Origin of the sequence: Blastopirellula sp. J2-11, from assembly GCF_024584705.1 — a bacterium.
GTDB lineage: Bacteria > Planctomycetota > Planctomycetia > Pirellulales > Pirellulaceae > Blastopirellula.
In genome coordinates this window covers 6,346,235-6,372,318 of sequence record NZ_CP097384.1, presented here as the reverse complement: position 1 = coordinate 6,372,318, position 26,084 = coordinate 6,346,235, and the positions used below count along the sequence as shown (strand labels likewise).

Annotated in this window: 17 protein-coding genes; 10 read left to right on the top strand and 7 right to left on the bottom strand. The window is 57.6% G+C overall.

Features of this window, described 5'->3' with window-relative positions; translation table 11 throughout:
* The first annotated feature begins 56 nt into the window (after positions 1–56).
* The 4 genes from M4951_RS25305 to M4951_RS25290 all read left to right on the top strand — a co-directional run bounded on the left by M4951_RS25305 (position 57) and on the right by M4951_RS25290 (position 5,009).
* Positions 57–767 (top strand): prolyl oligopeptidase family serine peptidase, encoded by a 711-nt coding sequence (locus tag M4951_RS25305; RefSeq protein WP_262024380.1) that lies wholly within the window; start codon positions 57–59, stop codon positions 765–767.
* Positions 768–980: 213 nt separating this feature from the next.
* Positions 981–1,754 carry a DUF4013 domain-containing protein gene (locus M4951_RS25300; protein WP_262024379.1) on the top strand — a complete coding sequence of 258 codons (774 nt, stop codon included), beginning with the start codon at positions 981–983 and terminating at the stop codon, positions 1,752–1,754.
* Between the two features lie 82 nt (positions 1,755–1,836).
* Positions 1,837–2,862 carry a flotillin-like protein FloA gene (gene floA / locus M4951_RS25295; RefSeq protein WP_262024378.1) on the top strand — a complete coding sequence of 342 codons (1,026 nt, stop codon included), beginning with the start codon at positions 1,837–1,839 and terminating at the stop codon, positions 2,860–2,862.
* Between the two features lie 125 nt (positions 2,863–2,987).
* The gene (locus tag M4951_RS25290; protein WP_262024377.1) at positions 2,988–5,009 is read left to right on the top strand and encodes an alpha/beta hydrolase; all 2,022 of its coding nucleotides are present in this window, start codon (positions 2,988–2,990) and stop codon (positions 5,007–5,009) included.
* A gap of 239 nt (positions 5,010–5,248) precedes the next feature.
* Here M4951_RS25290 and M4951_RS25285 read toward each other — a convergent pair whose 3' ends face one another.
* Positions 5,249–6,430 carry a M20/M25/M40 family metallo-hydrolase gene (locus M4951_RS25285; RefSeq protein ID WP_262024376.1) on the bottom strand — a complete coding sequence of 394 codons (1,182 nt, stop codon included), beginning with the start codon at positions 6,428–6,430 and terminating at the stop codon, positions 5,249–5,251.
* 20 nt (positions 6,431–6,450) lie between these two features.
* On the opposite strand from M4951_RS25285, the gene M4951_RS25280 reads away from it, so the two are divergent.
* The 3 genes from M4951_RS25280 (at position 6,451) to hemW (ending at position 9,114) form a co-directional block, all read left to right on the top strand.
* On the top strand, positions 6,451–6,996 hold the full coding sequence (locus M4951_RS25280; protein WP_262024375.1) for a hypothetical protein: 546 nt from the start codon (positions 6,451–6,453) through the stop codon (positions 6,994–6,996).
* Between the two features lie 127 nt (positions 6,997–7,123).
* Complete coding sequence (locus M4951_RS25275) at positions 7,124–7,963, top strand: MBL fold metallo-hydrolase (RefSeq protein ID WP_262024374.1); 840 nt, start codon at positions 7,124–7,126, stop codon at positions 7,961–7,963.
* Positions 7,954–9,114 (top strand): radical SAM family heme chaperone HemW, encoded by a 1,161-nt coding sequence (hemW, locus tag M4951_RS25270; protein WP_262024373.1) that lies wholly within the window; start codon positions 7,954–7,956, stop codon positions 9,112–9,114. Before M4951_RS25275 ends, hemW begins: the two co-directional genes overlap by 10 nt.
* Positions 9,115–9,121: 7 nt before the next feature.
* Here the strand turns inward: hemW and M4951_RS25265 are convergent, their stop codons facing one another.
* The 4 genes from M4951_RS25265 to M4951_RS25250 are packed head-to-tail and all read right to left on the bottom strand — an operon-like array spanning position 9,122 to position 12,564.
* On the bottom strand, positions 9,122–9,568 hold the full coding sequence (locus M4951_RS25265) for a hypothetical protein (RefSeq protein WP_262024372.1): 447 nt from the start codon (positions 9,566–9,568) through the stop codon (positions 9,122–9,124).
* A gap of 51 nt (positions 9,569–9,619) precedes the next feature.
* Complete coding sequence (locus M4951_RS25260) at positions 9,620–10,510, bottom strand: DUF1559 domain-containing protein (protein ID WP_262024371.1); 891 nt, start codon at positions 10,508–10,510, stop codon at positions 9,620–9,622.
* Positions 10,511–10,558: 48 nt separating this feature from the next.
* Positions 10,559–12,013 carry a FecR family protein gene (locus M4951_RS25255; RefSeq protein ID WP_262024370.1) on the bottom strand — a complete coding sequence of 485 codons (1,455 nt, stop codon included), beginning with the start codon at positions 12,011–12,013 and terminating at the stop codon, positions 10,559–10,561.
* Complete coding sequence (locus M4951_RS25250; RefSeq protein WP_262024369.1) at positions 12,010–12,564, bottom strand: sigma-70 family RNA polymerase sigma factor; 555 nt, start codon at positions 12,562–12,564, stop codon at positions 12,010–12,012. The genes M4951_RS25255 and M4951_RS25250 overlap by 4 nt, the downstream gene beginning before the upstream one ends.
* Before the next feature lie 251 nt (positions 12,565–12,815).
* On the opposite strand from M4951_RS25250, the gene M4951_RS25245 reads away from it, so the two are divergent.
* Together M4951_RS25245 and M4951_RS25240 are read left to right on the top strand one after the other, a co-directional pair.
* Positions 12,816–13,427 (top strand): DUF6677 family protein, encoded by a 612-nt coding sequence (locus M4951_RS25245; RefSeq protein WP_262024368.1) that lies wholly within the window; start codon positions 12,816–12,818, stop codon positions 13,425–13,427.
* A 21-nt stretch (positions 13,428–13,448) separates the two neighbouring features.
* Positions 13,449–13,670, top strand: a complete 222-nt coding sequence (locus M4951_RS25240) for a hypothetical protein (RefSeq protein ID WP_262024367.1) — start codon at positions 13,449–13,451, stop codon at positions 13,668–13,670.
* 1,088 nt (positions 13,671–14,758) lie between these two features.
* On the opposite strand, the gene M4951_RS25235 is transcribed toward M4951_RS25240, so the two are convergent.
* Both M4951_RS25235 and M4951_RS25230 read right to left on the bottom strand, forming a co-directional pair.
* Entirely contained in the window at positions 14,759–19,150 is a 4,392-nt protein-coding gene (locus M4951_RS25235) for a carboxypeptidase-like regulatory domain-containing protein (protein WP_262024366.1), read from the bottom strand.
* A 17-nt stretch (positions 19,151–19,167) separates the two neighbouring features.
* Positions 19,168–24,048 (bottom strand): hypothetical protein, encoded by a 4,881-nt coding sequence (locus M4951_RS25230; RefSeq protein WP_262024365.1) that lies wholly within the window; start codon positions 24,046–24,048, stop codon positions 19,168–19,170.
* A gap of 317 nt (positions 24,049–24,365) precedes the next feature.
* Between M4951_RS25230 and M4951_RS25225 the strand changes: the two genes are divergently transcribed.
* Positions 24,366–26,075 carry a type VI secretion system Vgr family protein gene (locus M4951_RS25225; RefSeq protein WP_262024364.1) on the top strand — a complete coding sequence of 570 codons (1,710 nt, stop codon included), beginning with the start codon at positions 24,366–24,368 and terminating at the stop codon, positions 26,073–26,075.
* The last annotated feature ends 9 nt before the right edge of the window (positions 26,076–26,084 follow it).

Genomic DNA, 26,084 nt, shown 5'->3' with positions numbered 1-26,084 from the left:
CCGTGCTCAAATCGTTCGCCTCGATCTGTTTGATATTACTTGGGAGTTTCGCACTGATGGCCGCCGAACAGCCCATTGCCGACAGCCCGACGCCCGGCAAGCAAGTCGCGCAAGAGCTGGAAGTGAAGATCGAGGGAAATGAGCCGGAGAAATTGGGCTATTGGCTCTATCTTCCGACCGACTACAAGGCCGACGGCGAAAAGAAGCCGCTGCTTCTCTTTTTGCATGGCGCCGGCGAACGCGGAACCGATTTGGATCAGGTCAAAAAGCATGGCCCGCCCAAATTGGTTCCCGCAAAAGAACTGCCGTTCATTGTCGTTTCGCCGCAGTGCAGCCCTGGAGTCTGGTGGAACGCCAGTGAAAAACTAGAGGCGCTGACCCAACTGCTGGACACGGTCGAAAAAGAATACAACGTCGATCCGACCCGGATCTATTGCACCGGTTTGAGCATGGGCGGCTTTGGAACCTGGTCGCTGGTCGCGAAGCACCCGCACAAATTCGCCGCGGCGTTGCCGATCTGCGGCGGCGGCGATCCGATGCAAGCCGCGGCGCTGACGTCGACTCCGCTCTGGGTTTTTCATGGCGATAAAGATGGAGCGGTGCCGCTTAAGCGCAGCCAAGAAATGGTCGCAGCCGTCAAAGCGGCCGGCGGCGACGTCCAGCTAACGATCTACCCCGGCGTCGGGCACGACAGCTGGACAGCGACCTACGACAATCCGGAAGTCTTCACCTGGCTGCTGTCGCATCAGTTGCAGCAGGCCGAGTAAGCGACAGCCAGAAACCATCACACTAGCCCGCAGCGCAAGCAAGGGAATATGCTCGCCATTTCAAACCAACTTGGCGTTGCCATCCGCATTTCCCTCGCTTGCGCTTCGGGCTACGAAGAGGAAGCGCTTAGCGTCGCCTAGACAAAGCGCCCATGAAAATACGCAAGCAGCCGAAGTACACGATCATCGCATCACTAGATTGGGGGAAACTAGATGTCAAACGATCCGTCGAATCCATTTCAGTCGCCCAGCGGGGATTCCTATCAAGATTCGCCCGATACGCCGAGCATGCCAGCTCCGCCGCGTGAGTCGATCGACTATTTTGGGCCGTTTTCGCAGTTCTTCGAGCATCCGAATTGGGTGACGAATATGCTGCTGCCGTCGTTGGTGCTGCTGATTCCCATTCTCGGCGTGATGGTCGTGTGGGGTTACATGTTTGAAGCGATCGCATTGCTCCTGACGGGGCGCAGCGAACGTCCCTACCATGGCTTCACGTTTGATCGTTTTGGCGACTACCTGATGCGCGGATTGTGGATCATGCTGGCGATGTTTTGTTTGGGACTTCTGTTTTCGATTCCCCTGATGATTGTCGTCGGCGCGCTGAATTTCGCCGCGCAAGCCGCCGATGGTCCAGCGCGCGGCGTGCTCGCCATCCTCGCGTTCGTCGTCCAATTTGGAGCACAGATTCTCATCAATCTGGTGACCATGCCGGCGATGATTCGCGTTGGTTTGACGAAGGAGTTTTCGGAAGGGTTTAACTTTGGCTTCATGATCGATTTCTTCAAGAAAATGTGGCTCGACCAGATTCTTGTGATTCTGTTCACCTCGATTGCCGGCATGGTCGTGGGAATTGTCGGGGCTCTCGCTTGCTGCGTCGGCATTTTGCCGGCGATGATCTTGATGATGTTCGTCATGACAATGTTGAACATGCAGCTTTATCAGGTCTATCTCCACCGCGGGGGGCAAACGATCCCAATCGCCCCGTAAATCTGCTGGCTGAGCATGTCGCCGTGCGGTATCATGCTCGTTGTAGGATCGCTGTCAGAATGGTTCGCCGAGGTTGAGATTTATGCCGAACGTCGCGTCGTGGATGCTGTTAGCCCAAGATGGCGACAGCGGATTTATGCTGTACGTTTTGCTCGGGGGGATGTTCGCCCTTTTCGGCTTCGTCTTCTTGATCGTCTTGCTGGCGTATGGGCCGCTCTGGTTCCAGGCCTACATGTCGCAAGCCGGCGTCTCGCTGTTCGAGTTGGTCGGCATGAGCTTTCGCCAGGTCAACAGCCGCGTGATCGTCAAAGCGAAGATCATGGCCTCGCAATCGGGGCTGAGCATCGATCGCAAAGATGGCATCAGCACCAAACGACTGGAAGCGCACTATCTAGCCGGCGGCAACGTCATGGCGGTCATGCATGCGATTATCGCCGCCCAGCGCGCGCAGATTGCGCTCGACTTTGATCGCGCGGCGGCGATCGATCTGGCTGGTCGCGACGTGGTCGAAGCGGTTCGCACCAGCGTCTCGCCCAAGGTGATTGATTGCCCCGATCCGCGCCGCAGCGGCAAATCGACGCTCAGCGCGATCGCCAAGAACGGTATCGAACTGCGTGTCCGCGCGAAAGTCACCGTCCGCACCGCGCTTGAGCAGTTGATCGGCGGCGCCACCGAAGAAACGGTCATCGCCCGCGTGGGCGAGTGCATCATTTCGGCGATCGGCTCCAGCGCCACGCATACGCTGGTGTTGGAAAATCCTGACCTGATCACCCGGGCGGTGCTCGATCGCAATCTGGACGCCCAAACCGCGTATGCGATTGTTTCGATCGACATCGCTGATATCGACGTGGGCGAGAACATCGGCGCCCGCTTGCAAAACGACCAGGCCGAAGCTGATACCCGCGTCGCTCGCGCCAAGGCCGAACAACGCCGCGCCGAAGCGGTCGCCACCGAACAAGAGAACAAAGCGAAGGTCGTGCTGAATCGAGCGAAGCTCGTGCTGGCCGAAGCCGAAGTTCCCAAATCGATGGCCCACGCGTTTCGCTCGGGAAGTCTGCATGCCCAAGGAAACGGCCAGACGCCGGACCCGACGAAGCCGGCTGAATGACGCCGCCCGCTTGATTTCGTCGCCGGTACAGAGTTGACTCGCGGCGAAAAAGCAACCAGGATAGAAACTCACGCCCCATCCCCCAGCTTCCCGCCTTTCGCCACTCGCCTTGTTGGAAACTTGCTATGAGCCGTAGTCGTCTTGTTTTCTTGTTTGCGCTTGCGCTCGTTGCAAGTCTTTCTTACGGTCTCACGCGATCCGCGCATGCCGAACCTGGCGACGCCGCTTTGCGTGATTACTTTCAGGCCGAGACTACGGCGCTGACCAATCAGCCGATTGCGAGCGTTACCTCGCTGGAAGAATGGAAAATTAAACGACCTGGATATCACGATCTATTAAAGGAGATGCTCGGTCTCCAACCCTGGCCGGAAAAGACTGATCTGCAGGTAACCACGACCGGCACGTTGGAGAAGGAAGGGGTCGTCGTCGAGAAGATTCATTTCCAGTCGCGCCCCGGTTTGTATGTGACCGGCAACCTTTACCGTCCGGCCGAATCGAAAGGCCGCTTGCCGGCGATCCTCTATGTTTGCGGACATGGTCGCGTGGTCGAAGACGGCGTGAGTCTGGGGAACAAAACCTACTACCAGCATCATGGAGCCTGGTTCGCGCGGCATGGTTTCGTTTGCTTGATGATCGACACGTTGCAACTGGGTGAGATCCAAGGACTTCATCATGGAACCCATAACCTGGACATGTGGTGGTGGATCAATCGCGGTTACACGCCGGCCGGCGTCGAAGCTTGGAACTGCGTCCGCGCGATCGATCTGCTGCAAGCCCGCGATGATGTCGATGGTGAGCAGATCGGCGTCACTGGCCGAAGCGGCGGCGGCGCTTATAGCTGGTATATCGCGGCGCTCGACGATCGCATCAAAGCGGCGGTTCCGGTCGCTGGAATCACCGATCTGCAAAATCATATCGTGGATGATTGCATCAACGGACATTGCGACTGCATGTTTTGGGTAAATGGTCCGCGGTTTGATTTCTCGCTGTTGCCTTCGCTGGTCGCTCCGCGAGCGCTGATGATCGCCAATACTGACAGCGACCCGATCTTTCCGCTGGATGGAGTGACCCGCACCTTCTTCGCCGCCCGCAAGATCTACAACTTGTATGGGGCCGAAAAGAATCTCGGCTACTGCATCGTCTCGGGCGGACATGCCGACACGCAACCGCTTCGCGTCCCCGCGTTCCATTGGCTGAGCAATCATCTAAAAGGGGATTCGCCGCTGATCGAAGACGCCGCGACGCCGCTGTTCGAACGGAGAGAGTTGAAAGTCTTCGCCGAGTTGCCGGCCGATCAGATCAATACGAAAATCCAAGAGACGTTCGTCCCGATCGCTTCGCCCGCAGAAGTTCCTGCTTCGGAAGCGGCCTGGAAATCGGAATCCGCCGCACTGCGGAAGACGCTGCTCGAAAAATCGTTCAACGGTTGGCCGACGACGGACGCCGCGCCAAAGTTGACCAAGGTCGCCTCCGGAAAGATCGGCGAAACCGCCGTCACCACCTTCGACCTAGAAACGCAGCCCGGCGTAACCTTGCCGCTGGTCATGATCGAAAACGACAGCGACAGCGCGACTTTGCAATTTGCCGACGAAGCGCAGTGGACCGCGATCGAAGAATTGACGGTCGCTCTTGAAGCAGGCGAACAACCGAAAAGTGACGCCGCAAAGCAGTTGCTGACGCTTCCCGGTCGACAGTTCCTGTTAGTTCAGCGCGGCGTCGGTCCGACGCAATGGAGCCAAGATCAGAAGTTGGACAGACACATCCGCCGTCGCTTCTTGCAACTGGGACAAACGGTTGACGGGATGCGAGTCTGGGACGCGCGCCGTGCGATTCAGGCTTGCGGCCAACTGGCCCCCGGCAAGCTGACGATCTCGGCCGCTGGCGTCGACGCGGGGGTCGCCGTCTATGCGGCGATCTTTGAGCCGAGCGTTGCGCAGATCGAAGCGACTCATCTGCCGACCGATCATCGTCAGGGACCGATCTTCCTGCACGTCCGCCGGTTCATGAACATGCCGGAAGCCGTCGCGCTGGCGGCAGAGACCGCGGCGATCGAGGTCGACGCCGAAAGCGCCGAAGCGGTCGCTTACGCGCAAGCCGTCAGCAAGCAGCTGAAATGGCCGGCTGAGCAGATTACCGTGAAAAAGTAACGAAGCGGCGATGTTTCCCCGGTTGGCCGCGATAGCTCCGCTATCGGGGCGGCGCAGCCGTAAGAGGCATCAAGACCAAGCTCGCCGTTCTTGGTGCGCAGGCCACTTCTAACGGCATGGCAAGCAGCCGGTTTTAGGCGTATTGCGGAACGTTGCCTCTTACCGACCAGGGAAATAGCGCAACCTCAAAACTCGCGCGTCGGGCTACGAAGAGAAGTGCCGGCAAAGTTTCAATCGCCTCACTTCCCGACGGCAATATTCAGGCCGATATCGCAGGCCTGATAGAACGACTCGAGATGAAGTTGCTCGGTCGCCATATGTTGGTTTCGCTGGCCGCAGCCAAAGGTGACGGCCGGCACGCCGTGTCGGAAGAGCCAATTCGCGTCAAGTCCGCCGTTGGCGATGCTCAGTTCCGATTCCAGGCCGAGCGCCGCCAGCGTTTGCTGTGCGACTTGCACCGATGGTTCGTCTTTGGAGAGCAGGAACGGTTCGTAGTCGAGTCGCCCGGTGATGTCGACCGATCCTGATTGCCCGTCGACGTTCTTCACCTCGGCGGCGGCGTCGCGAAAAGCGGCTTCGATTTGAGCGACGATGTCATGCAAGAAGGCGACGTCGTGACTTCGCGCCTCGGCTTTCAACTGCACCGAATCGCAAACGACATTGGTCGCAGCGCCGCCGTTGATCACGCCCACGTTGGCGGTCCCGACCCTCTTCTTCTTGGTGATTTTGCCGAGCCAGCCCGCTTTGTGCAAGCGCGCGATCGCCAGCGAAGCGATGGTGATCGCGCTGGCGCCGCGCTCGGGGGCGACCCCTGCATGGCTCGCGATTCCGTGCACGTCTAAGAACATGCGGTAGCCGCCGATTGCGCCGATCGTCAGTTTGGTGGGAGATCCGCCGTCCCAGTTGAAGGCGAGGGCCGGCTTCTTCAGCAGCGACGTCTGCAGGTTCTTCGCGCCATGCAGACCGATCTCTTCTTCGATGGTGAACAGCAGCGTCAGCGGCGGGTGCGGCAGTTTCTTCCGCAAGATCTGACAAGCGGCGTGCAGCACGACGGCGACGCCGGCGCGATCGTCGGCGCCCAATCCGCGATCGGCTTCACGCGATTCTAACACATCCCCCTTGCGGACCGGCGTGCAGCCGACGCAGAGCGGCACCGTATCCATGTGAGCCATTAGCAAACGGCGGGGAGCAGCGATCGTGCCGGGAATCGTCACCACCAGATTGCCGACTTCGGCGTCGGCGATGGGACCCTGCTGATGCGCTTTGTCGTAGCGAAACCAGCTTTTTTCGGCGCCGGCGGCTAGCAGCTCGGCCTCAATAAACTGGGCGACTTGCTTCTCGCGTCCGCTGCCGCCGGGGATGGCCAGCAGTTGTTTCACCAGTTGTAAAGCTTTCGCGCGAGGAGCGGCGATGGTAGCCATCAGGGTGTTCCGATTCAAAGGTGCGGCGGTCGACAAACTTCCGCTCGGTATTGTACTTTATGGAAGCGGCGACGGTTGCCCTGGTTTTTTTGTCTTCCATCCAATCCTGGTACGAAGTGATGCGATTTTTTCTCGCGGGAATCATGCAAGGTTCGCACGTTGGCAGTCTGGTTCATCGTCAAGACTATCGGACGCAACTGAAAGAGATCTTGCTGCGTCACTTTCCCGGCGCTGATATCTACGATCCGTGGGCCGACCATAGCGGGTCGCTGGAGTATACCGACGATTTGGGCCGCGACGTTTTTTTGAAACACAACGCGATGTGCGGCGAGGTCGACGTGGTGGTCGCCTACATTCCCGAGGCTTCGATGGGGACGGCGATCGAAATCTGGGAGGCTTACCGCGCCGGCAAGGTGGTGCTGATGATTAGTCCGCTCAAGCACAACTGGGCGGTGAAGTTTCTCAGCGACGAGATTTACGCGACCATGGAAGACTTTCTGCGCGAGCTGGAACTAGGGCATGTGGCCCAGAAAATCGCCGCCGCTCAACTCGCAAAACGGGGATAAAGTTGGCTGGTGGAGCGGATTTCGGCGGTCGATGCGAACCTGTAAGCGAAAACTGGGTTCTGTTGATCGTCGCCGTAAGGCGTTAAACTGAAGAGTTTTCCGTGATTCCGCAGCCCGGTGCTGTCGCATGCTCGATAACGCTCCCCTTCGCAAACTAGAAGTCAACGACCTGACCATCGAGGGCTACTCGAGGGCGGCGGTGCAGTCGTATTGGCGAATCCCCGAGATGAAGGTCCTTTTCGATCTCGGTTTGCAGCCGTGGGACTTCATGGGCACGCCGACCAGTTTTGTCACGCATGCGCATCTCGATCACGTCGCGGCGCTGCCGGTCTACGTCTCGCGTCGACGGATGATGAAGATGGATCCGCCGACGATCTATCTGCCTGAATCGGCGATAGGTCCGGTGCAGCAAATGCTGTCCGCGTTCCAGCGACTTGATCGCGGCGGAATGCCGTGTGAGCTGATCGGCGTCAAACCAGGCGACGAGATCGAACTTTCGCGCGAACTGATCGTTTCGGTCGTCGCAACCAAGCATACGATTCCCTCGGTCGGCTATATCGTTTGGCAGCGCCGGCGCAAGCTGAAGCCCGAGTATCAAAGCTTGCCTGGCGATCAGATTCGCGATATTCGGCTGTCTGGGGTCGAAGTGACCGACGAACATCGGTTTCCCAAGCTCGCCTATTTGGGCGATAGTCGCCCCGAAGCGATGGACGCGTGCCCTGCTTTCTATGAAGCGGAGACGTTGATTATGGAAATGACCTTTTTGGCGCCCGATCATCGCCGCGAGAAAATTCATAAGATGGGACATATCCATCTTGATGACGTGGTCGACCGCCGCGATCGTTTCCAAAACAAAACGATCATCGCTGGGCACTTCAGCGTGCGCTACAACGATCGCCAGATCAAAAATTATGTGGAAGAGAAGCTCCCCGATATGCTCGACCAGCGACTTCATCTGTGGCTGTGAACCGCAAACTAATATCGCCGGCTGACACCAAAACGCCGCGCAGCGTTTACGTGCATGTGCCGTTCTGTTTGCGGCGCTGCGGCTATTGCAACTTCACGCTGGTCGCCGGTCGCGATGATCTGATCGACGGCTATTTGCAGGCGATCGAGCGGGAGATGCGCACGCTCGACCAACCGCACGAGGTCGACACGATTTTCTATGGCGGCGGCACGCCGACGCATCTGCCGACGCCGCAGCTAGAAAAGCTGCTGCAACTGACGACCGAACGTTTTCCGACGGCAGCCGACTATGAATGGAGCGTCGAAGCGAACCCGGCCGACCTGAGCGAGGAGAAGCTGGATCTGTTGGCGGCGGCCGGAGTCAACCGAATCAGTCTCGGCGTGCAGTCGTTTCGAGACGCCAAGTTGCAACTGTTAGAGCGCGATCACCGCGGCGCCGACGCGCTGAACGCCGCGCAGCGCGTGCGGCCGAAGTTCGCACAGCTAGCGATCGATCTTATCTTCGCCGCTCCCGGCGAATCGGTCGCCCAGTGGCGCGACGACGTGCGGCAAGCGATCGAGCTGGGCGCCGATCATGTTTCGACCTATGGACTGACCTTTGAAAAAGGGACGACGTTTTGGAATCGCCTGTTGCATGACGATTTGCAAGAAGTCGACGAAGAGACGCAGCGCGACCAATATCTCAGCGGGATCGAAATGCTGACCGCCGCCGGGCTACAGCATTACGAAGTGTCGAACTTCGCGCGGCCCAACCGCCGCTGCGCGCATAACGAAAACTATTGGCTCGGCGGCGGGTACTTCGCCTTCGGCCCCGGCGCCGCTCGCTATGTCGCCCAGCGGCGTGAGACAAATCATCGCAGCACGACGCGGTACATCCAGCGGATGCTCGCCGGCGAATCGCCGGTCGCCGAATGGGAAGAGCTGACGCCGGAAGAGACCGCTCGCGAGCGGCTGATCTTTGGGTTGCGCCGTTTGGAAGGGATCGATCCGGCCGATTTCGCCGCCGCGACCGGGTTTACGATCGATCAATTGGCGAGCGAGACGCTCGAACGTCTCCAGCACAACGGCGCGATTGAGCGTACCGAAGATCGTCTGCGGCTGACCAGCGCAGGTCTGTTGGTCAGCGATTCGATCTGGCCCGATCTGCTTTAAGCCGAAACTACTTCTTTGAGTTTAGCGCGAACTCGAAGTGATTTTCACCTTCGCTCGTGACGCTCGCGGTAAACCCAGAAGTCGTCGGATCGTTGTAGCGCTGCGGGATGAGCGAGGTCACCTGCATGTTGGAACTTCCTGACGAGACGCCGGGATTTTCTGGCGTCACATAGGCGTAGTCTTCCTTGACGACGAAGATCGCGACTTTGTGTTCGCCAAGCGGAACGCCATCGTTGTGGTCAAACGTCGTCATCTCGACGATCGCCCCCGCTTTGATTTTTCCTGTAGCGGGGCGTTGCCCTGGCGCTTCAAAAATCAGACTCCCTTGTTCCAGCGGTTGGTCGTCGAGCGTCACCAGACCAGTAATCGGCAATACCGGCGGATGACTCGGACCACAACCAACAGCGGCGATGACCAACAAGATTCCGCTTACGCTTCGTAAGTCGAACAACATGAACAGAACTCCGAAAATTTGAGGAGATATCAGGCGAGTGATCCCAGGAGACTAGGGCATCGCAAAGACTTCTTGGCCGCTGCGAGAAGCCATGGCGCGATAGGTGGCGCCGTCGACAGTTTCCGCAAGGAAGTGAACCGAAGCGTCGCTATATAGAAACAACGCGCCGCCGGGATGCATGCTGCGAAAACCGATCGACTCGTCCCAACGGGGCGCGGCGTTGGTGGGTAGCGTAAGGATGAGCGATTGATTCAAGTAGTTGATCGGATGCGCGGTCGTGGCGAAGCTCTGAGTTCCCCAGTTTTGCACAATCGACAGCGTGCCGATGCATTCGCCCAGCGCGAATGTATTACTCAGTCCATCCGGCGCGTCACGGAACGCGGCGCTCCAGCCATAACGACTCATCATGCCTCGCGATTTACGCGTGTCGCAGCCCACGTTTCCATAGGCAGGCGTGCTCCCTATCCCGGTGCTGTTAGCGTAGTCTCCTTGATTCGCGGCGTAGTCGCATTGAGAGATGATCCAATCCGGCGCGGCGAAGTTCTCTTCTTCACGCAGTTCATTGGCCAAAGGATTCGAGGGGCAAGTGAATGCGGGATGGTGCTGCTGCAAATATTGAAAATTGGTTCCTTGCCAGGCTGCTAGATCAAAGTCAAACGTGTCAAACAACGCTCCCATTTCCATCTGCGGCAAGACCATCTGCGTCCAGTTCCAACGTTTGCCGCTATCGCAAAGCGGATTGGCCACCGGCAGTCGACCGGCGGTGTCATGATAGTTGTGGAAGGCCAGCCCCAACTGCTTCATTTGATTACTGCACTGCATCCGGCGTGCCGCTTCGCGAGCCTGTTGAACCGCAGGCAGCAACAGGGCGATCAAGACGCCGATGATGGCGATGACCACCAGCAATTCGACCAGTGTAAATCCTTGACGGTTTCGGGTCATCGAATAGTTCCCTGAATAGAGGAGAAGAGATGAAGAGGGATTTTGAGACTAAGGACTTTCTCGAGTAGTGGAGGATGGATCCAGCAAGCGGTATTCAAACGTGCCTGCGGAATAGCGATCCGCCCAGAATTTATCGACGATGCCAGGAAAAGCATGAGGTCCGGTCGTTTGGTCGCCGTAACGACTGGAGCCGACAAAGGAAACCACGCCCTGGCCATCGTCGCGCGATTTGCGTTTGCGATACAATCCGACTTGGTATTGGTCATTCCCCAGCGGCTCTCCATTGCCGTAACCAAAGGCGACAATTGTGTAATTGCCCGGCGGCAACGTCAGCGGCGCTTCGAGCGATTTAAAACGATTGCCCTCGATCAACTCGCCGGGATCATCCGGCGTAAACGGCAGGCGCCCCGCCATGACGATTCCATAGTCATCGCGGAAATCATCGGGAGTTCCACGGTCGTCGCGCTGCCAAATCTCGCAGAAAAGCGCGCGCTGGAGTCCGTCGGAATTGCTGTCAAAGACGCCCAGTCGAGTGACTTCGATCGTTTCATTTACGATAAAGTCATGTCCCACTTTCCCTTCGTAGAGTTGATTGCCGACCGTGCCGGCGCGCGTGGTGTAGGCGATATGCTTTCCGTTCGCCGGCGCAATTTGTCGAAACGGCGTAAAACCATCCGGCTTCTCAAAGACGGCCGCCGTAGGACTAAACCGAATCGATTTGCCAGCCAAGACAAGATGTTCGATAAGCGACTGCTTCGCGACGCTATTACGACGCATGCTGACCGTACCTTCGTGCACATGAACTTCGACCGCTTGCTGCTGATCGACCGACACGGTGAACTTGGTGCCAAGATCAATGATGTCGATCTGCTCGGTTTTGATGGTGAAGTCGATCGTGTCGTGCGGAGCCAAAGCATGCACGATTCCTTGCGAGAGGAAGATGCTGTTGGAGTCGGCGATTTGAACTTGGCAAGGACCAACCATGGTGATCATGGCGCCCGACCGCATCGTGATTTCGACCAGGCCTGATTCGAGCCACAAGTTTTGACCTGCAGACAAACGCTGGCCTAACGCGGCGCTCATCTCCGGGGCGCTCCACCAGCAATCGGCGATTCGCGTGATCGAGGCGATCGGCGGCGATGTGTCGCTGAGAGCGGCGCCGGCCAGTGGAGACTGCTGAGAAAACCAGAAAACGCTTCCCAGCGTTACAATCAGCAACAGACTAGCGGCGATCGCCAGGACGACGGCGCTCTTGCTCTGAGGGGCTTGGTTGGGTGAGATCGCGCATTCCGCTTGCGGCGGCAGCGCCAACTTGTTGGCGCGACGGCGTGCGATGATTGTCAATTGCGTCCGCGCGGCGATCCGGCGCAAATAACTTTTCTGCAATTCGGGATGCTCGATCAGCAGTTGTTCCAATTGCTCAGTCTGCTGGTCGGATAGTTCGCCTGCGTCGATTTCGGCCAGCAGTTCAAGCAGTTGGGCGCGCGCTTGGAGATCGCTCATAATTCGAGCCCCAATCGTAGTGAGAGGCATTTCTCCAGTCGCATCAGAACGCGGCGAATCCATTTCCGCACCGTTACTTCTGACTTACCCAGCAGTGCGGCCGTCTCTTTGAGCGTTCCCTTCGAGCTGTATCGTCGCAGCACCATCTGACGATCGGCCTCATCCAGATGGTCCAAGCACTTCTCCAGCGCGACCGACTGCTGTTGCAGGTCATCCCAGATTTCTACTGCCTCAGAAGCGAGCGATTCTCGCAGTTTGTCGCTCAAAAAGTAGGAGCGACGAATCCCCATCGAACGACGCAGTTCTAGCACTTTGAAGTAGGCGATCCGGCAAGCCCAAGCCCCGAAATGGGTTCCCCGTTCAAAGTCTTCGATTTTCTCCCACATCAACGTGATCACGTCTTGAACAATGTCTTCGATCTCGGAAGAACCCGGCACAATCGAGGCCACATAGGCGAAAATTCGCCCCTCATTTTCCACCACCAAACGCACAAATTCGTCTGGCTGGAGTATGCCAGTTGGAGAGTTCTGTTTCGGTGGTTGGTGGCTCATAACGGTTTAGGTGAAAAGCACGTTGAAAGGGCAAGATCGCTTCTTCTCTAAATGAGCTTAGCAACCGAAATGCAAAGAGAAATCTTTGAGGATCCCAGGAATATTTGCAAAGATCGCGAGAAACAATGCGGTAATCCAATCGATACCCGCTCTGCTCGAACAGCTTAGAGGGCGGTTTGCCCTATCTTCAGGCGTCAATTTGGCTAAGATTGTGGGATTGTCCCCGTTGTCTTCCCCCCATTGGATTAGAAATGGCTGACCAGTCGTCGACTACCGGCGAAGACCGCTTCGCTCCGGTCCAAGTCGATCTGAAGAACCCCGAGCTCGCATTTCTGTTGGCGTGGCTATTGCCGGGGGCGGGTCATATCTACCAAGGACGGGTGGGCAAAGGGATTTTGTTCATGGTCTGCATCTTGTTCACCTTCTTCGTCGGTCTGTCGATGGGAGGGGGACGAGTCGTCTATGCTCGCTGGGACATGAGCGAAAAGCGCTTGCCCTATTTGTGCCAAATCGGCGTCGGTCTGCCGGCGGCGCCAGCGTTGTATCAGGCGTATCGCGTCAAAAATCGGGAACCGGCGTTGCTGCTGTTCGGCGTGCCGCTGATGGCGCCGCCGATCAACGACCACGAACTGGGCCAGCTCCATCGCGAATATGGCTTTCGCTTTGAAATGGGGACGCTGTACACGATGATCGCCGGTCTATTGAACGTGCTGGTCATCTTTGACGCCTATGCAGGCCCGGTCTTTGTCATTCCCGAGAAAGAGAAACGCCGCCGCCAGCGCGGCAACAAAGAAGATCCGCCTACATCCGCGGATGAGACGGCCAGCGATACGACCGAAGCGACCAGTACGGCTGACAGCTAATTACGCCTGCGGATATCGACCATGTTTTCGCTCTTCATGACATTGAACGTCTTTGCAGCCCTCCCGGCGACGCGCTTGCTGTACGCGATCCCGCTGATCGTAGTCGTTAGCCTGGTCTACGCCGCGACCCGACACGAACTTTGGGCGCCGATCTTGGAACATGCGTGGGACACGGCCCTCTGGATCGTCGGCTTCATGGCGGTCGTCTTCGTCATCTTGTTGGCGGTTACCTGGTGGTTTTAAGACAGTCATCATCGGGTAGCGTGGGTGCAGCAAGCGATTTTCGGTCACCAATTTCGAACAACATCACCGTTTGCGTAACCCACCAATCGCGTCTTGCGCCTTTTGAGGTTGCGCTATTTTCCAAACCACGCCCGGTTGGCTCCGCTATCGAGGCCGACGAAGTCGGTAAGAGGCATCGAGCCGTGGTCGGACCTGATAGCGGTGGTTGCCGCGCCGTTTGAAATGGCGAAATGGCCTCGAACTGCTTACCAGGAACCAATGCCTCTTACGGCTACGCCGCCCCGATAGTCGAGCTATCGCGGCCAACCGGGAAATTGCGCAACTTCAAAACTTCAAAACTTGCGCCTCGGGTTAGTGTTTGGGATCTTGTCGATTGACAAAGCGCACGAATGCGTGGTCGACTCGTGTTTGGCGAAATTCGGGGTGTTCCGCCGGGACGCATTCGGCACTCCGACGAGCAGGAGCTTGGCAAACCGGGGTCCGGTCGCCACGCTGCGAGCAGGTCCGATGGGGCCTTGGGACTTCCCAAGTCTACTGACGGTCCGGTCCGGTCCTAAGTCCAGTCCAAACTTTAGGATCGACCACCAAACTACGCAGTTTAACGCCCAGGCAAACTGGAGAAGATCGACGAAAAAATGGATTGCAGTCCGGTCCAGTCCTAAGTCCAGTCCAAGCTTCAGGGATCGACCCCCAAACTACGCAACTTAATGCCCAGGTAAACTGGAGAAGGTCGACGAAAAAATGGATTGCAGTCCGGTCCGGTCCTAAGTCCAGTCCAAGCTTCAGGGATCGACCCCCAAACTACGCAACTTAACGCCCAGGCAAACTGGAGAAGATCGACGAAAAAATGGATTGCGGTCCGGTCCAGTCCTAAGTCCAGTCCAAGCTTCAGGGATCGACCCCCAAACTACGCAATTTAACGCCCAGGCAAACTGGAGAAGATCGACGAAAAAATGGATTGCGGTCCGGTCCAGTCTTAAGTCCAGTCCAAGCTTCAGGGATCGACCCCCAAACTACGCAACTTAACGCCCAGCCAAACTGGAGAAGATCGACGAAAAAATGGATTGCGGTCCGGTCCAACCTTCAACTTATTGCAGCGTTAGGTTCAGATCGACTGTTGACGTTTGATCCGGTTTGCCGACGGCGGTCGCTTTGGCGTTGCGAGCCGCTGCGGCTTTGACGACGGAGAGTTGGTAGGCGCCTGGTTTGAGTTGTCCGAAGACATACTCGCCGCTGGGGCTGGTTTCGCTGGTCTTGATCGGCTTGCCGTCGGCTCCGGCCAGAGTGACGGTCAAACCTGGTTGGGGCCTGCCTGCTTCCAGAACGGTTCCGCGGATGGTGGCCATCGGCGGCGGTAGTTGTTCGAGGACATGGACGGTTGTGGTTTTGAACGCTTGAATGCCGACGCCGTTGGTCGCGACGACGGTCACAAAGTTGCGTCCGAGATCGGTCAGCGTCAGTTGACCGGTGAAGTTGCCATCCTCGCCAAGGATCATCGGCACGAGCTTCGCGTCTTTGGGGACGGCGTTGTCAAACGGCTCGCCGAGGAACATTTGCATTTGGGCGACGCCGGTCTCGCCGTCAAACGCGGTGGCGGCGAACGAGGCTGGCTTTTTGATCTGGGCCAACGTCGGCGAAGTGGTGAAACGCAAGCTGCGCGGCGCCGAATCGTCGACGACGATCGGTTGCCAGGCTTGGTCGATGACATTGCCGTCGGCGTCGAGCATTTGCAATTGCACGCGCCGCCGTCCGACGATGCCGACCGTGTCTAGTTGCACGTTCCAGTCATTCAGCCGCGCGGTCCACTGCAGCGCGCCATGCGGATCAATCGGCGAGAAGCCGATGGTCGATTGTTGGGCGGTGGGACAAGTGACGGTTCGTTCGGCCAGAAATCCGCCGCTGTTCGGGATTCCTAACTGACAGACGAGTGACGCGCCTACCGGAGCGCTTTCGGCGATCAATCCGGCGGTCAACGTCTCGCCGGTACGCAACATCGCCGGCGCCGTCAGACGTATCACCGGTTGGTTGTTCGCTCGGGGGCTGGAGAGCCCCGAGCTGGTCGGCACGATGCCGTCAAAACGAAATGCCTGGGAAAATCCATCGACGGAGATTCGCCATTGACCGCTTTGACTCGCGGTGGGGGAGAGCAGCAAATCGGCTGAGAGCTGCACTTGTTTGTCGCCGCTGACGAGCTTGCTGCTCAAGACGCCGCCGACAACGTTCACCAGACTCGGAAATTCCTGCGGCGTGAGCTCAATCGTCGCACTGGAAGGAGGTCCGCTGGGGAAGTTGGTCGCCGATAATGTTGCGGTGATGCGAGCTCCGCCGGGACGATATTCGCAGCGTGCGTCGGTCACTTGGACGTAACTACGGGGAGTCAGCACGCGCAAGAGGAGTTCCTGCTGCAGCAGAGAGTTTCCGCTGACGGCGTCGGTCGCAAGGATGGTGATCTTGCCGGAGACCGTCGGCAACGGAGCTGGCGCAGCAATTGGTTTGCCGGCGATGATGATCGGCGAAACGCCGCGCGGCGGGATGTCGAGCTTTTGTTGATAGGTTTGGCCGGCGCCGATCTGCAAATTGACGCTAAGCGACTTATCGGTGACGTTGCGGAGAAACCAGTACTGACTCTGACGACCGGCGATTGGCCGAAGATCGATCTCGGTCAGCGCGGTCTGGGGGCCGTCCAAGGTGGAAGCGGCCAAGAGTTCCAGCTCATGGTCAAACATCGGCGGTAGTGGAATTGGTCGATAGACGGTTCCCCATGGCATTTTGAAGGTCATCATCACCCCTTGCACGGCGGCAAGTTGCGAAGGCGTCGCTTCCGGCGTCGCTTTCACCATGATCGTGGCGGAGCGATCCGGGATTTCGGCGTCGATGCTCGCCGTCAAAACACTCGAGGGAGAAATGACATTAATGTGCGGCGTTTTATCATCCATATCCGCGGTCATCACGCGATAGTCGACTTCGATTGACGTGTGACCGTCGTGGGAAATGACTTGACCGATGCTATTGGAGAGTTGAAACGCGGGACAAGTAGCGACGAGCGCCAATCGCCGTTCGACGCTATCAAAAATTCCATCACTTTGCTCGACGTGCATCAGCTTCATTTGCTTGAGCCGATAGTTGGCTTGCATCTGAAAGAGCGCTTTCCAGCGGGGAATCGAAGTCGGTTGCTCTCCCATTTCCGTTGGATCGCTCGGCGGCGCCATTTCGTCGGCTGGCGTTTGCTTGTAGTAAAAACCGTGCAGATAGCAGGCCAATCGCGTATCGACATTTGCGTGCGCTTCCAAATCGACTTCGCGATACGATAGCGGCGGCGCACTGAGTATGGACGAAGTAAGCGTGAACGACGCTTTATGCAATGCGGCGCACAATTGAGCGCGTTGCTCGACGGGGACCCAAGGGGTGCGGAGCAAGATATCGGCGTGACGGTACGTGCTGACGCTCGGTTGCGAGCTGGTCAGCTCGGCGATCCATTGGCTGATTTGCGTGTTAGAGGGAGTTTGCGAGAGTTCGTCCAAGGTCTTGCCAAGATGTACCGAAATTTCGATTCCTTGATCGATCATCGACGTTCCGTCTTGGTCTTCGGAGAAGGGAGCGTGGGTTCCTTTCAGCGAGTATCTCGTCATCAAGAGATGGATTTGAGCCATCGCCGTTCCAACTTTTACCGACGAATCAGGATTGAAGGCCGCTTCTTCGGCCAGTAACCAACTAAGTCGATATCCGCGCCGTGCGACATCGTATGCCGTCGCCAGGCGGCCTGACAATTGATCCAATCGATCCAGTTGGGGCTGCACCGTATTGAGTTGTTGCGCATTCCAAGTCGTCGGCAAATAGCCTGGGGACATCAGTCCGACTTTGGCGGCATGCAAATATTGATCGGAGGCGGACATCTGACTCAGAATCCACGGCAGCGGCTCGAGCCGCGCCGAAACTTGCTGCTGTTGCGAGATGCAATTGTAAAAGCGCAGCGCGTTGGGATCATTCGGACTTAAACGAGCGAGCCATAACCAGTACGCCTCTTCGATTTGCCGCGGATGGGGTTCCCACAGTTGCAACAGTTCGGAAGCGGCCGAGAATTTGGTCGGCTGAAATTTTTCCAATTGCTGCAATTGATCATCAATCGCCAGGGCGACTTGCATGCGAGTCGCCGTTTTTAGCTTCGCTTGCAATTCGGTTTGCATTTTTTTAATCGCGGCGATCCGCTGCGCATCGGGGAGCGACGCCAGATCATCGAGCGATGCGAAATAGTTGCCGACTTCGGAAGAGACCTCTTTGGGGGCCTGCTCTCCTTCTTCGCGATAGTCGGAGAGAGAAATGTTCGGAAACGAGTCGCGAACAGCTGCGAATTCGGCAAGTCGCTTGTTCAACAGGTGATTGGCCAGTTGGAAATCACGCTGCGTACGATCAGAATCATCGCCGAGTCGCCATTCTCGTTCGGACTGCAGCAAGACGCGATCAAGCTGATCAAAGGCGCTAGGAGTGAACCGTTCTTTTCCCGATTTCAGCAGCGCATTGCGTGTTGTCCAGGCCGCTGTAAGCCATTCGGGATACTTTCGTTCCGTATCCGTAAGGACCGTCGTCGCGTGTGGATTGACGCTCGACAACTCCCAATCACGATTCGTTTTTCCCGTCATGTACGGCGCTTGCAAGATGCCGCTGGTCGCCAGACTGACCTCGATGGTGCGAGCTCGCACATATTCGGCCAGTTCGCTGGCGATGATTCGACCATCGGCGTAACTTCCCCAACCGTCCGCTTCTCCCTGAAGTCCGGTTTCGACAAAGTAGCCGAAGAGAGAACGCCCCAATGATTCATTCAATTGCGGCATCTGCTCAGATCCGCAGCTAAACAGGACCGCTAGATGTGGATCATCCAGTTGCTCGATAATGCTGGCCGCCGCCGTTTGCACGCCGGTCGCTTGATTGTCGGTCAACGAAAAGGGAGCGATATCGAGCAGCAGCAATTTTTGCTGAGCGGGGCAATCGCGCAGCGCCGACATCAATTGCGCCAGCGAAGCGCCTCCTTCCGAGAGATTCCAGTCGGAGGGGACCAGGTCGACGTCGCCATCTTCTTGCAAGGTGGCGTAGCTCGAGAGATAGACGATGACCGTCTCGTCTTTCGCCGCTTTTCGCAAATTGAGAAAGCGCTCGATCAGCTGGCCGCGATGCAATATGCCGCGCGACGCTTTGCCCCCGTCGGTGAAATAGCCGGAGGCGATCATCGCTTTCAAGTCGGCGTCGTGCGCCGTCCGATCTTGCACGTCCAACTGACCAAAGCGAGTGACGATACAACTGACGAAATGAGTCCGCGGTTGGGCGCGAAACCAGGCGAGCGTTCCGACGAAGGCGCCGATCAGCGTCAGCGCAAGCACCAATGCAATCACGGTACGGTACGAAAAACGTCCGCCGGACGTGGTCGCTTCGGATCGCGAACGGAGGTCGAATTGTCGCCACAAAGGAGACTCAGGCGATTGATTCATGCGTCATTTTGCCTTGACTAGTTTTTGTCGCCGGTAAGTCGCAGCGCCGGACGCGGAGCAAAGTCGCGCGTTGCGGGGGCCGCCAGTTCGTTAAATTGAACGTATTGGCCTCGCAGCTCGGAGTGACGCTGGAAGTCTTTCAGCGCCACGACTCGCAAGCCGGCCACGATGTCATCGATGTTCCCATCGGGAACCGGCCAGAAGTACGAAGTCGCGGCGCCGATATCACGAAACGCTTTGATTTCGACGCCTTCCGGCTTGTACCCGATCGGTTCGCACCAGACGATTTCGCCGGGTGCGGCCTGGGTACGAATCACCAAGCGACGGACGAGCGCCAGTTTGCCATCGGCGGCGACGCATTGGGTTTGCTCGACGTTGACGCCCAGGATTTGAAGCTGTCCCGCGTCGGTTTCGACATTTTGGGATTGAATCGCTTCTAAGCTGGCGTAGTCGTTGGGGTGACGCAGAATCACGCCAAGATTGTCACCTTCGGCGCTCCACCAAGCGCTGACGGTGGGCGTCGCCACTTTACCGGCGATTGGCCAATCGGCGGCGGCGATGCTATAGGTCGCCATGGGAAATCCATTTTGACGCGTCACGCTGGAAGCGGCGTTACTGCCGTCAGGGCGTCCCACGTTAAACCAGACGCGGGCCGGTTTGATCACCGACAACTCGCCCAGTTGCATGCTTTGTTGTTGCATGCCTAGCGTGAGTTTGAGCTCGTCGCCGTCGATTTGATTTTGCAGCAGCGCCGATTTCCAGCCAGAGGAAGTCATGGTCGGGCGTTCTGGAAAGCGCTGGGCCAGATAGTCGGCCGGTTCCAACGAAAGGTGATCGCTTTGCGAAGTGAGTTGCAACAACATCAGGTCGCCGCGCTGCAGGAAGATCGTCGGCGCCAACGCCGGATCGACAGGCGTTTCGATCGCCAAACGGCCCGGTTTAAGCATCGGCGTCAGCCAGACTTGCCCACCGCCGATATCGCCGATGGGATGTTCGGGTCCCGGTTTTCGTTGACGTGGATCGGCGGTCACAAAGGTCAAACGTCGACTCAGGACGTTGGCCAGGTGCGCCTCGAGCGCTTCAACGCGATCGATCAGATAGAATCCGCCCGGCGGATAAAGTTGTTCGACCAGTTCAAATTGCTTTTGGGCCAGCGCGGCTTCGGCACTGACCACTTTGAAGCCGACGACTTGAATCGAGATTCCGCTGCCGTCAAAGATGTCGAACAGCGCCTCGGCGACGCTACGACCACGCGGATTGACCGTCGAATCGTTGGCGAAACGGTTGTCGGCGCCGTCGGTGATGACCAGCATCGTCTTTGGTCCGTTGACGCCGGCCAAGTCTCCCTTGGCCGAGATCATCGCCCGCAAAATCGGCGACTCGTTCCAGGGTTCGACTTGCGGATAGGTGATCGCTTTGACCAACTGCTGGTATTGCGATTTGTCTTTGGAATTCCAGATAATCGGCGACACCAGACGCTGAATGGTCCGCTCCGCTTCGACGACCGTCTTTTGCGATCCCATCGCCTGACCAAACGTCCAAACGCTAACTTGCGTCCCATCAGGGATCGTCTCCAGCAAACGATCGAGTGCGCGAACGGCTTCCGCATATTTTGTTTGCGGACCGAACGGCTGACCCGCCGCGGCGCCCATGCTGCCGGAAGCGTCCAGCACGATCGAGATCGCCGCGTCGCCCGAGCCGTACTGCTGATGCAGTTCTGGCGAAGCGACAATCGCAAGATTTGCGGCGTCTGGCGCCGGATTGCTGATCAAATGATTGGAAGGTCGGCGGTGAATCACCACTTTGGTGTCGGCCGTCGACAAATGTCCGCGAAAGAAGACGGCGCCGTCGACATGAGCGACGACCTCGGCCGCATCTTTCTCAAGCGGTTTACTGCCGAGATCGGCTTCGACCAGCACGTCAATGCTGCGCGTCTTGCCGCCGTTCCATTCGATGCCTCGTTTGGCGTCATCATCCACCGCCAAGCGCAACAGGCCGTTGGTGGAGAATCCAAAGCGGGGAACGCCGTTGGGCGGGTTCTCGCCGACAATCGTCAAATCAAAGTGATACGACTCGGTCGATTCTGTCGTCCAATTTCGTAGCGGAAGCGAAGTGATCGCAAAGTCGCCTGCTTTTTGCCAGGGCGCCGCTTCCTGCGTCGCCTTCTGCGGATGCAGCGCGAAGCGAACGGCGTCGGCCGTTAACAATCGAGCGGCGCGGAGGTAGTAAGGAACTTGGCCTTGATCATCCCAGTGTTCATTCCAGGCACGGTGGGCGAATTGCAGCGCCGCCGCGGCCAATGTCGCCTGGCGCGCTTCACGAGCGTCGTCGTCAACGGCCAACACGACGCTGGGAATGATGCGAGACTGCGATGCGATGCGATCGATCATCACTAGGTCCATGTCGTCGCGATCAATGTTGGTGTTCAACTGGATCAGCTCGCGCCATTTTTGGGCATAATCGCCGCCGATCTTGCCGATCGTCTCGCGCCACAACTGTTCGACGCCAAAGACTTCCAACCGATGGCTGGTCATCGCGAAAGCGTCATCGCGCGATCCGCTCAGTTGGTCGTACCACGTATCGCCAAATTTCGCCAGCGACAGATGTCCGGCTCGAGCCGCATCGATTTTGGCGAACTTTTCTTGCTGCTCGATCGAGGGCGCCGGTTGCTGGCCGCGAGAAATTTCGGCGCCGGTTGCGTCGATGCAGGCGATCAGCAACTTGCGGCGCGATTCGGAGTCAGTCGCCGGCAACAACATGGCGCGGCTCAAACGACGAAGCGACTCGCTGGGATCCGCGACAAAAGCGGAGCTCTGCTCTTGTTCGTTCTGCTTTTTCAATTCCAAACGTTGTTGCTCGACCTCGGTCGTTAACGCGGTGAGCTTCGACAACATCTCCGGCGTCGCCGAAGTCGCCGCCGCCGCACTGTTTAACTGGTCATCCAGATCATGGGCCGATTGCCACAATTTCATCACTTGGATCTGCAAGCCCTCACCGCCCGATTCAGGCGGAGTCGCGATCGTCCAATGGTTGTAGAAAGGGAGTTCCGCCAAAGCGTGATTACGCGCTTCGGTTGCACGATTCAAAACGGCGACGTCATTCATGATCGACGCATAGGCCTTGGACGCCGAGTTGATTTGTGCGACCGCCTTCAAACGAGCCGCCGAGTCGATAAACAGGTAGTCTTGGCCGATACGGCGTTCTAAATCAGCCGCGCCAACGCGCGATGCGAACGCCGCGCTCCAAGTCGCCGCCGCCGCCGCGGCTTGTTCGGCCAGCAGGTTCGTCTTGATGGCGCTGCCGACCACTTCCGCATCCGCCGGCGACATGGATTTCATATCAATTTGTTGGCAGAGCAGATCAACGAAGACCAGTTCGGTTGGCCCCGTCTCGTTGGACTGACCAATCGAGCGAATTACTTGCCAGTTTTTCGCCAATTGGTGAATTGGATCTTCGGCGGCGCGAAGCAGCAGTTCGCGACGCAATGCGTCGGAGAACGCCGCTTCAGAGACGCCGTTGGCGATCTGTTGTTGCGCCGCTTGATCGTACGTCGCGCGAACGTCTTGCGGCGCCGTTGACGTCAATAGAGTCGCCGCCGAAGTGACGACCGCCGGCGTTGGTTGAAACCAACCGGCTGCTGTTCGCCACGAAAGGGACAAGTCCTGCGATTGCAGCGGCATTCGTCGGCGGCTCTCAAACGCAGAGGCCAGCTCCGAGGCTGAACTGCGCAGTCGCGATGCGTTGGCGATGTCGCCGGCGATCAGCAACGACTCCATCCGCAACAATGTTTCTTGATAGCGCCGCCAAGCATGCGGCGAATATCGCAACACCGACGGTTGCGCTTGGGACAAGGTCTGCTGTTGTTGCCAAAACTCGTTCATCCATTCCCATTGGCTCGACGCGATAGGGGTGGGACTCTTCGACGGTTCATAACCGGGACGCAACACGCCTAGATCAAATTCGTCGGCCCGCTGCGATCCGTCATTACCGGTCGGCAACATCAGGACGCTTTGTCGACGGTTGTGATTGGCGGCGGCGAATTGCATCAGCTCCTTGTCGACGTAACGGAACAATTCGGCTGCGTCGATCCGCCCGTCGTCGTCATCATCGATGATCGCGCCGCGAAGTCCTTCAATCACGTAGTGCCCTAACGCGGTGCGACGCTGCTGGAAAAAGTTCCAAGCTTGCTGATCGACGTCAGCGGCGACCACCACCGAAAGGTTCGGCACTTTACGAATCTCTTCATCCATGTCGCGTAACGACGACGAGAAGCTGTTCGTTAACAAGCCCAACTGGGGAGCGACGATGGTTCGACAGGTGTCGATAATCAACAGCTTGTTGGTTTGTTCAGGCAGTTTCTGCAAGTCGGCGATGACATCGACAATGTTGATCGTTTCCGGACGCTTTGTCAGGTCGACATGTTCCGGCAACAATGCGGGCCCTTTTTCACCGATAAATCCATGCCCGGTCAGCATCAGTACGACGTTGTTTTCCTCTACGCCTTCCAGGCTGGGGCGCCAACCAATTTGCATGCGCTGCGGTCCGTCGCCGCTGCGCAGCAAGCGATGTCCCCAATAGCGCTGCGTCTGGGCGTCGTTTGAGACCCCCTGCAAATCGACTAGGACATTCCAACCGAGCGCATTGTGCGGAACAGAAAGATTGGTTTCGTATCCGGCGCCTGCCAAGATGAAACGCGTCGGTCGCGGCGGACGCAACCAACTGCTGGCCCACAAGATGACCAGCACGAATCCGCAAAGCAGCGCAATCGCCAACGGCAATTGCAACCGTTTCCACTGGTGGCGGCGCGGCGCATCGAAAGCGTGCCAGCGCTGTTGGTCGCCCTGTTCCCCGCGGGATGGCGAATTGGAATTTGCTTGGGTATTGCGGCTTCGAGTCATGACGTTGCCGTTTCGCCTCAGTGGATGTTGCAGAAATAAACCATGCAACTCTACATCAACGTTTCCGAGGGGCAAACGACTTCCCGCATTCTTCTCGTAGAAGTTTAAATCGCCGCTATTTGTCGCAATTGGGAAAATCGCTGCAGTCGCGACAGTGGTTGCGGCTGCTGTGATTCGCACGGTTGTTGTATTTGTTGTGGTCTACGCAGGCCGCGAGGTTATTCGTGGCGTTTTCTCCACGTGCGGCGAACATAAAGGGGTCGAAATGCCGAAGCAGAAGACGTGCTAGCAACTGGTTTTTGTTGGGGAATGAGCTCGTGGATCTCTCAGATCTGTTTGACGCATCGAATCGCCCGCTTCGTGTCGAAACCCCTTTGGGGCCGCAAACTCTGGCGATCTCGGCCTTTCAGGGGCGTGAGTCGGTCAGTGCGCTGTACGAGTTTCAACTGACGTTGTTGGGCGACCCCAGCGGCGACATCGATTTTTCCAAGGTCTTGGGCAAAGCCGCTACGGTGACGCTCGACGATCCCTTTGGTTTGGGCCCGCGCTACTTTCACGGCATCTTTACGACATTTGCCGAAGTGAGTCGCGACGATCAGTTTACGCAGTACGAAGCGACGCTCGCTCCCAAGCATTGGTTGATGGGGCTGACGCGCAACTGTCGGATCTTCCAGCGGATGACGGTCCCCGAGGTTCTGCAGGAAGTCTTCAAAGGGTACGACGTCGACTTCAATTTGAAATCGAAGTATCCCTACCGTGACTATCTGGTGCAGTACGAAGAATCGGATCTCGATTTCGTGCTGCGTCTGATGGAAGAAGAGGGAATTTATTTTCACTTCAAGCACGAAAAAGAGAAACACAAACTGTTCATGTGCGACCAGACGGTCAGCCAGATTCCGATCAATGGGATTAGTGCGTTGATCTACGAATCGGTCATCGGCGGCGTCCGGCCCGAAAATCGCATCTACTGGTGGCGCCGCGAACAGCAGATCACCTCCAAAAATGTGGCGCTGCGTGACATCGCGTTTCAAATGACCGGCCAAGATCTCGACGCTTCCGCAGTCGTGGTGAAGAAAGTCAAATGCGGCACAGCCGAACATGATCTGCACGCGGTTAGCGACTTGCCCGACCCGCAGCGCGAGGTCTATATCTATCCGTCAGGCTACGCCGGCTGGTTTGATGACGTGAACGGCGGCGGCGGCGATCAAAGTGACGAACTTGGTAAAACGCAGGATGCGGGGACGGTTTCGGCCAAGCTCGACGCTCAGCGAATTGCGACGACCGCGGTGCGCTGCCAAGGCAAAAGCGATATCCCGCGGCTGACGCCGGGCTATTTATTCTCGCTGATGCGTCACGCCAACGGCGATGACGACTATCAATTGTTAGAAGTCGAGCACGACGCCAAAGTCGACGTGAACTATCGTTCGCATGACGCGTCGCTCGGAACCGATCTGCAATACGAAAACCGCTTCATTTGTCAACCGAAAGCGGTGCAGTTTCGCCCGCAATTGACGGTCGCCAAGCCAAAGATTTGCGGCATGCAATCGGCTCGCGTCGTGGGTCCTGAGAAGGAAGAAATCTTCATCGACAAGTATGGTCGGGTGAAGGTCAAATTTCCGTGGGATCGGAGCGACATCGAGAACGAAGCCGCGTCGTGCTGGATTCGCGTCGGCCAGGTCTGGGCCGGACCGCGGTGGGGCGCTTTCTTCTGGCCCCGGATCGGGCACGAAGTGATCGTCGCGTTTGAAGAGGGAGATCCCGATCGCCCGATCATCGTCGGCAGCGTCTACAACTCGACGAACATGCCGCCGTTAGAGTTGCCGTTGAACCGGCAGATGGGCGGCGTCAAATCGTGCATCTTCCAAGGCGATCCCTTGAAGAACTTCAATGCGATCGTGTTTCACGACGTGCCGGGACACGAATACACGCAAGTTCACTCCGAGCGGCAAGCGGTCGATAACACGGAAAGCTATCGCTACCAATACACGCCGACCAAGCACTACAAACTCAACGGAGCGCTGCTTTAACAGCCGCCC

What these genes read in the sequence shown, in the direction of transcription:
- M4951_RS25255 (WP_262024370.1), bottom strand. Translation starts at nt 12,013, where the DNA reads ATGAGCGATCTCCAAGCGCGCGCCCAACTGCTTGAACTGCTGGCCGAA.
- M4951_RS25300 (WP_262024379.1), top strand. Translation starts at nt 981, where the DNA reads ATGTCAAACGATCCGTCGAATCCATTTCAGTCGCCCAGCGGGGATTCC.
- floA (WP_262024378.1), top strand. Translation starts at nt 1,837, where the DNA reads ATGCCGAACGTCGCGTCGTGGATGCTGTTAGCCCAAGATGGCGACAGC.
- M4951_RS25235 (WP_262024366.1), bottom strand. Translation starts at nt 19,150, where the DNA reads ATGAATCAATCGCCTGAGTCTCCTTTGTGGCGACAATTCGACCTCCGT.
- M4951_RS25245 (WP_262024368.1), top strand. Translation starts at nt 12,816, where the DNA reads ATGGCTGACCAGTCGTCGACTACCGGCGAAGACCGCTTCGCTCCGGTC.
- M4951_RS25265 (WP_262024372.1), bottom strand. Translation starts at nt 9,568, where the DNA reads ATGTTGTTCGACTTACGAAGCGTAAGCGGAATCTTGTTGGTCATCGCC.
- M4951_RS25230 (WP_262024365.1), bottom strand. Translation starts at nt 24,048, where the DNA reads ATGACTCGAAGCCGCAATACCCAAGCAAATTCCAATTCGCCATCCCGC.
- M4951_RS25240 (WP_262024367.1), top strand. Translation starts at nt 13,449, where the DNA reads ATGTTTTCGCTCTTCATGACATTGAACGTCTTTGCAGCCCTCCCGGCG.
- M4951_RS25250 (WP_262024369.1), bottom strand. Translation starts at nt 12,564, where the DNA reads ATGAGCCACCAACCACCGAAACAGAACTCTCCAACTGGCATACTCCAG.
- M4951_RS25260 (WP_262024371.1), bottom strand. Translation starts at nt 10,510, where the DNA reads ATGACCCGAAACCGTCAAGGATTTACACTGGTCGAATTGCTGGTGGTC.
- M4951_RS25290 (WP_262024377.1), top strand. Translation starts at nt 2,988, where the DNA reads ATGAGCCGTAGTCGTCTTGTTTTCTTGTTTGCGCTTGCGCTCGTTGCA.
- M4951_RS25285 (WP_262024376.1), bottom strand. Translation starts at nt 6,430, where the DNA reads ATGGCTACCATCGCCGCTCCTCGCGCGAAAGCTTTACAACTGGTGAAA.
- M4951_RS25305 (WP_262024380.1), top strand. Translation starts at nt 57, where the DNA reads ATGGCCGCCGAACAGCCCATTGCCGACAGCCCGACGCCCGGCAAGCAA.
- M4951_RS25275 (WP_262024374.1), top strand. Translation starts at nt 7,124, where the DNA reads ATGCTCGATAACGCTCCCCTTCGCAAACTAGAAGTCAACGACCTGACC.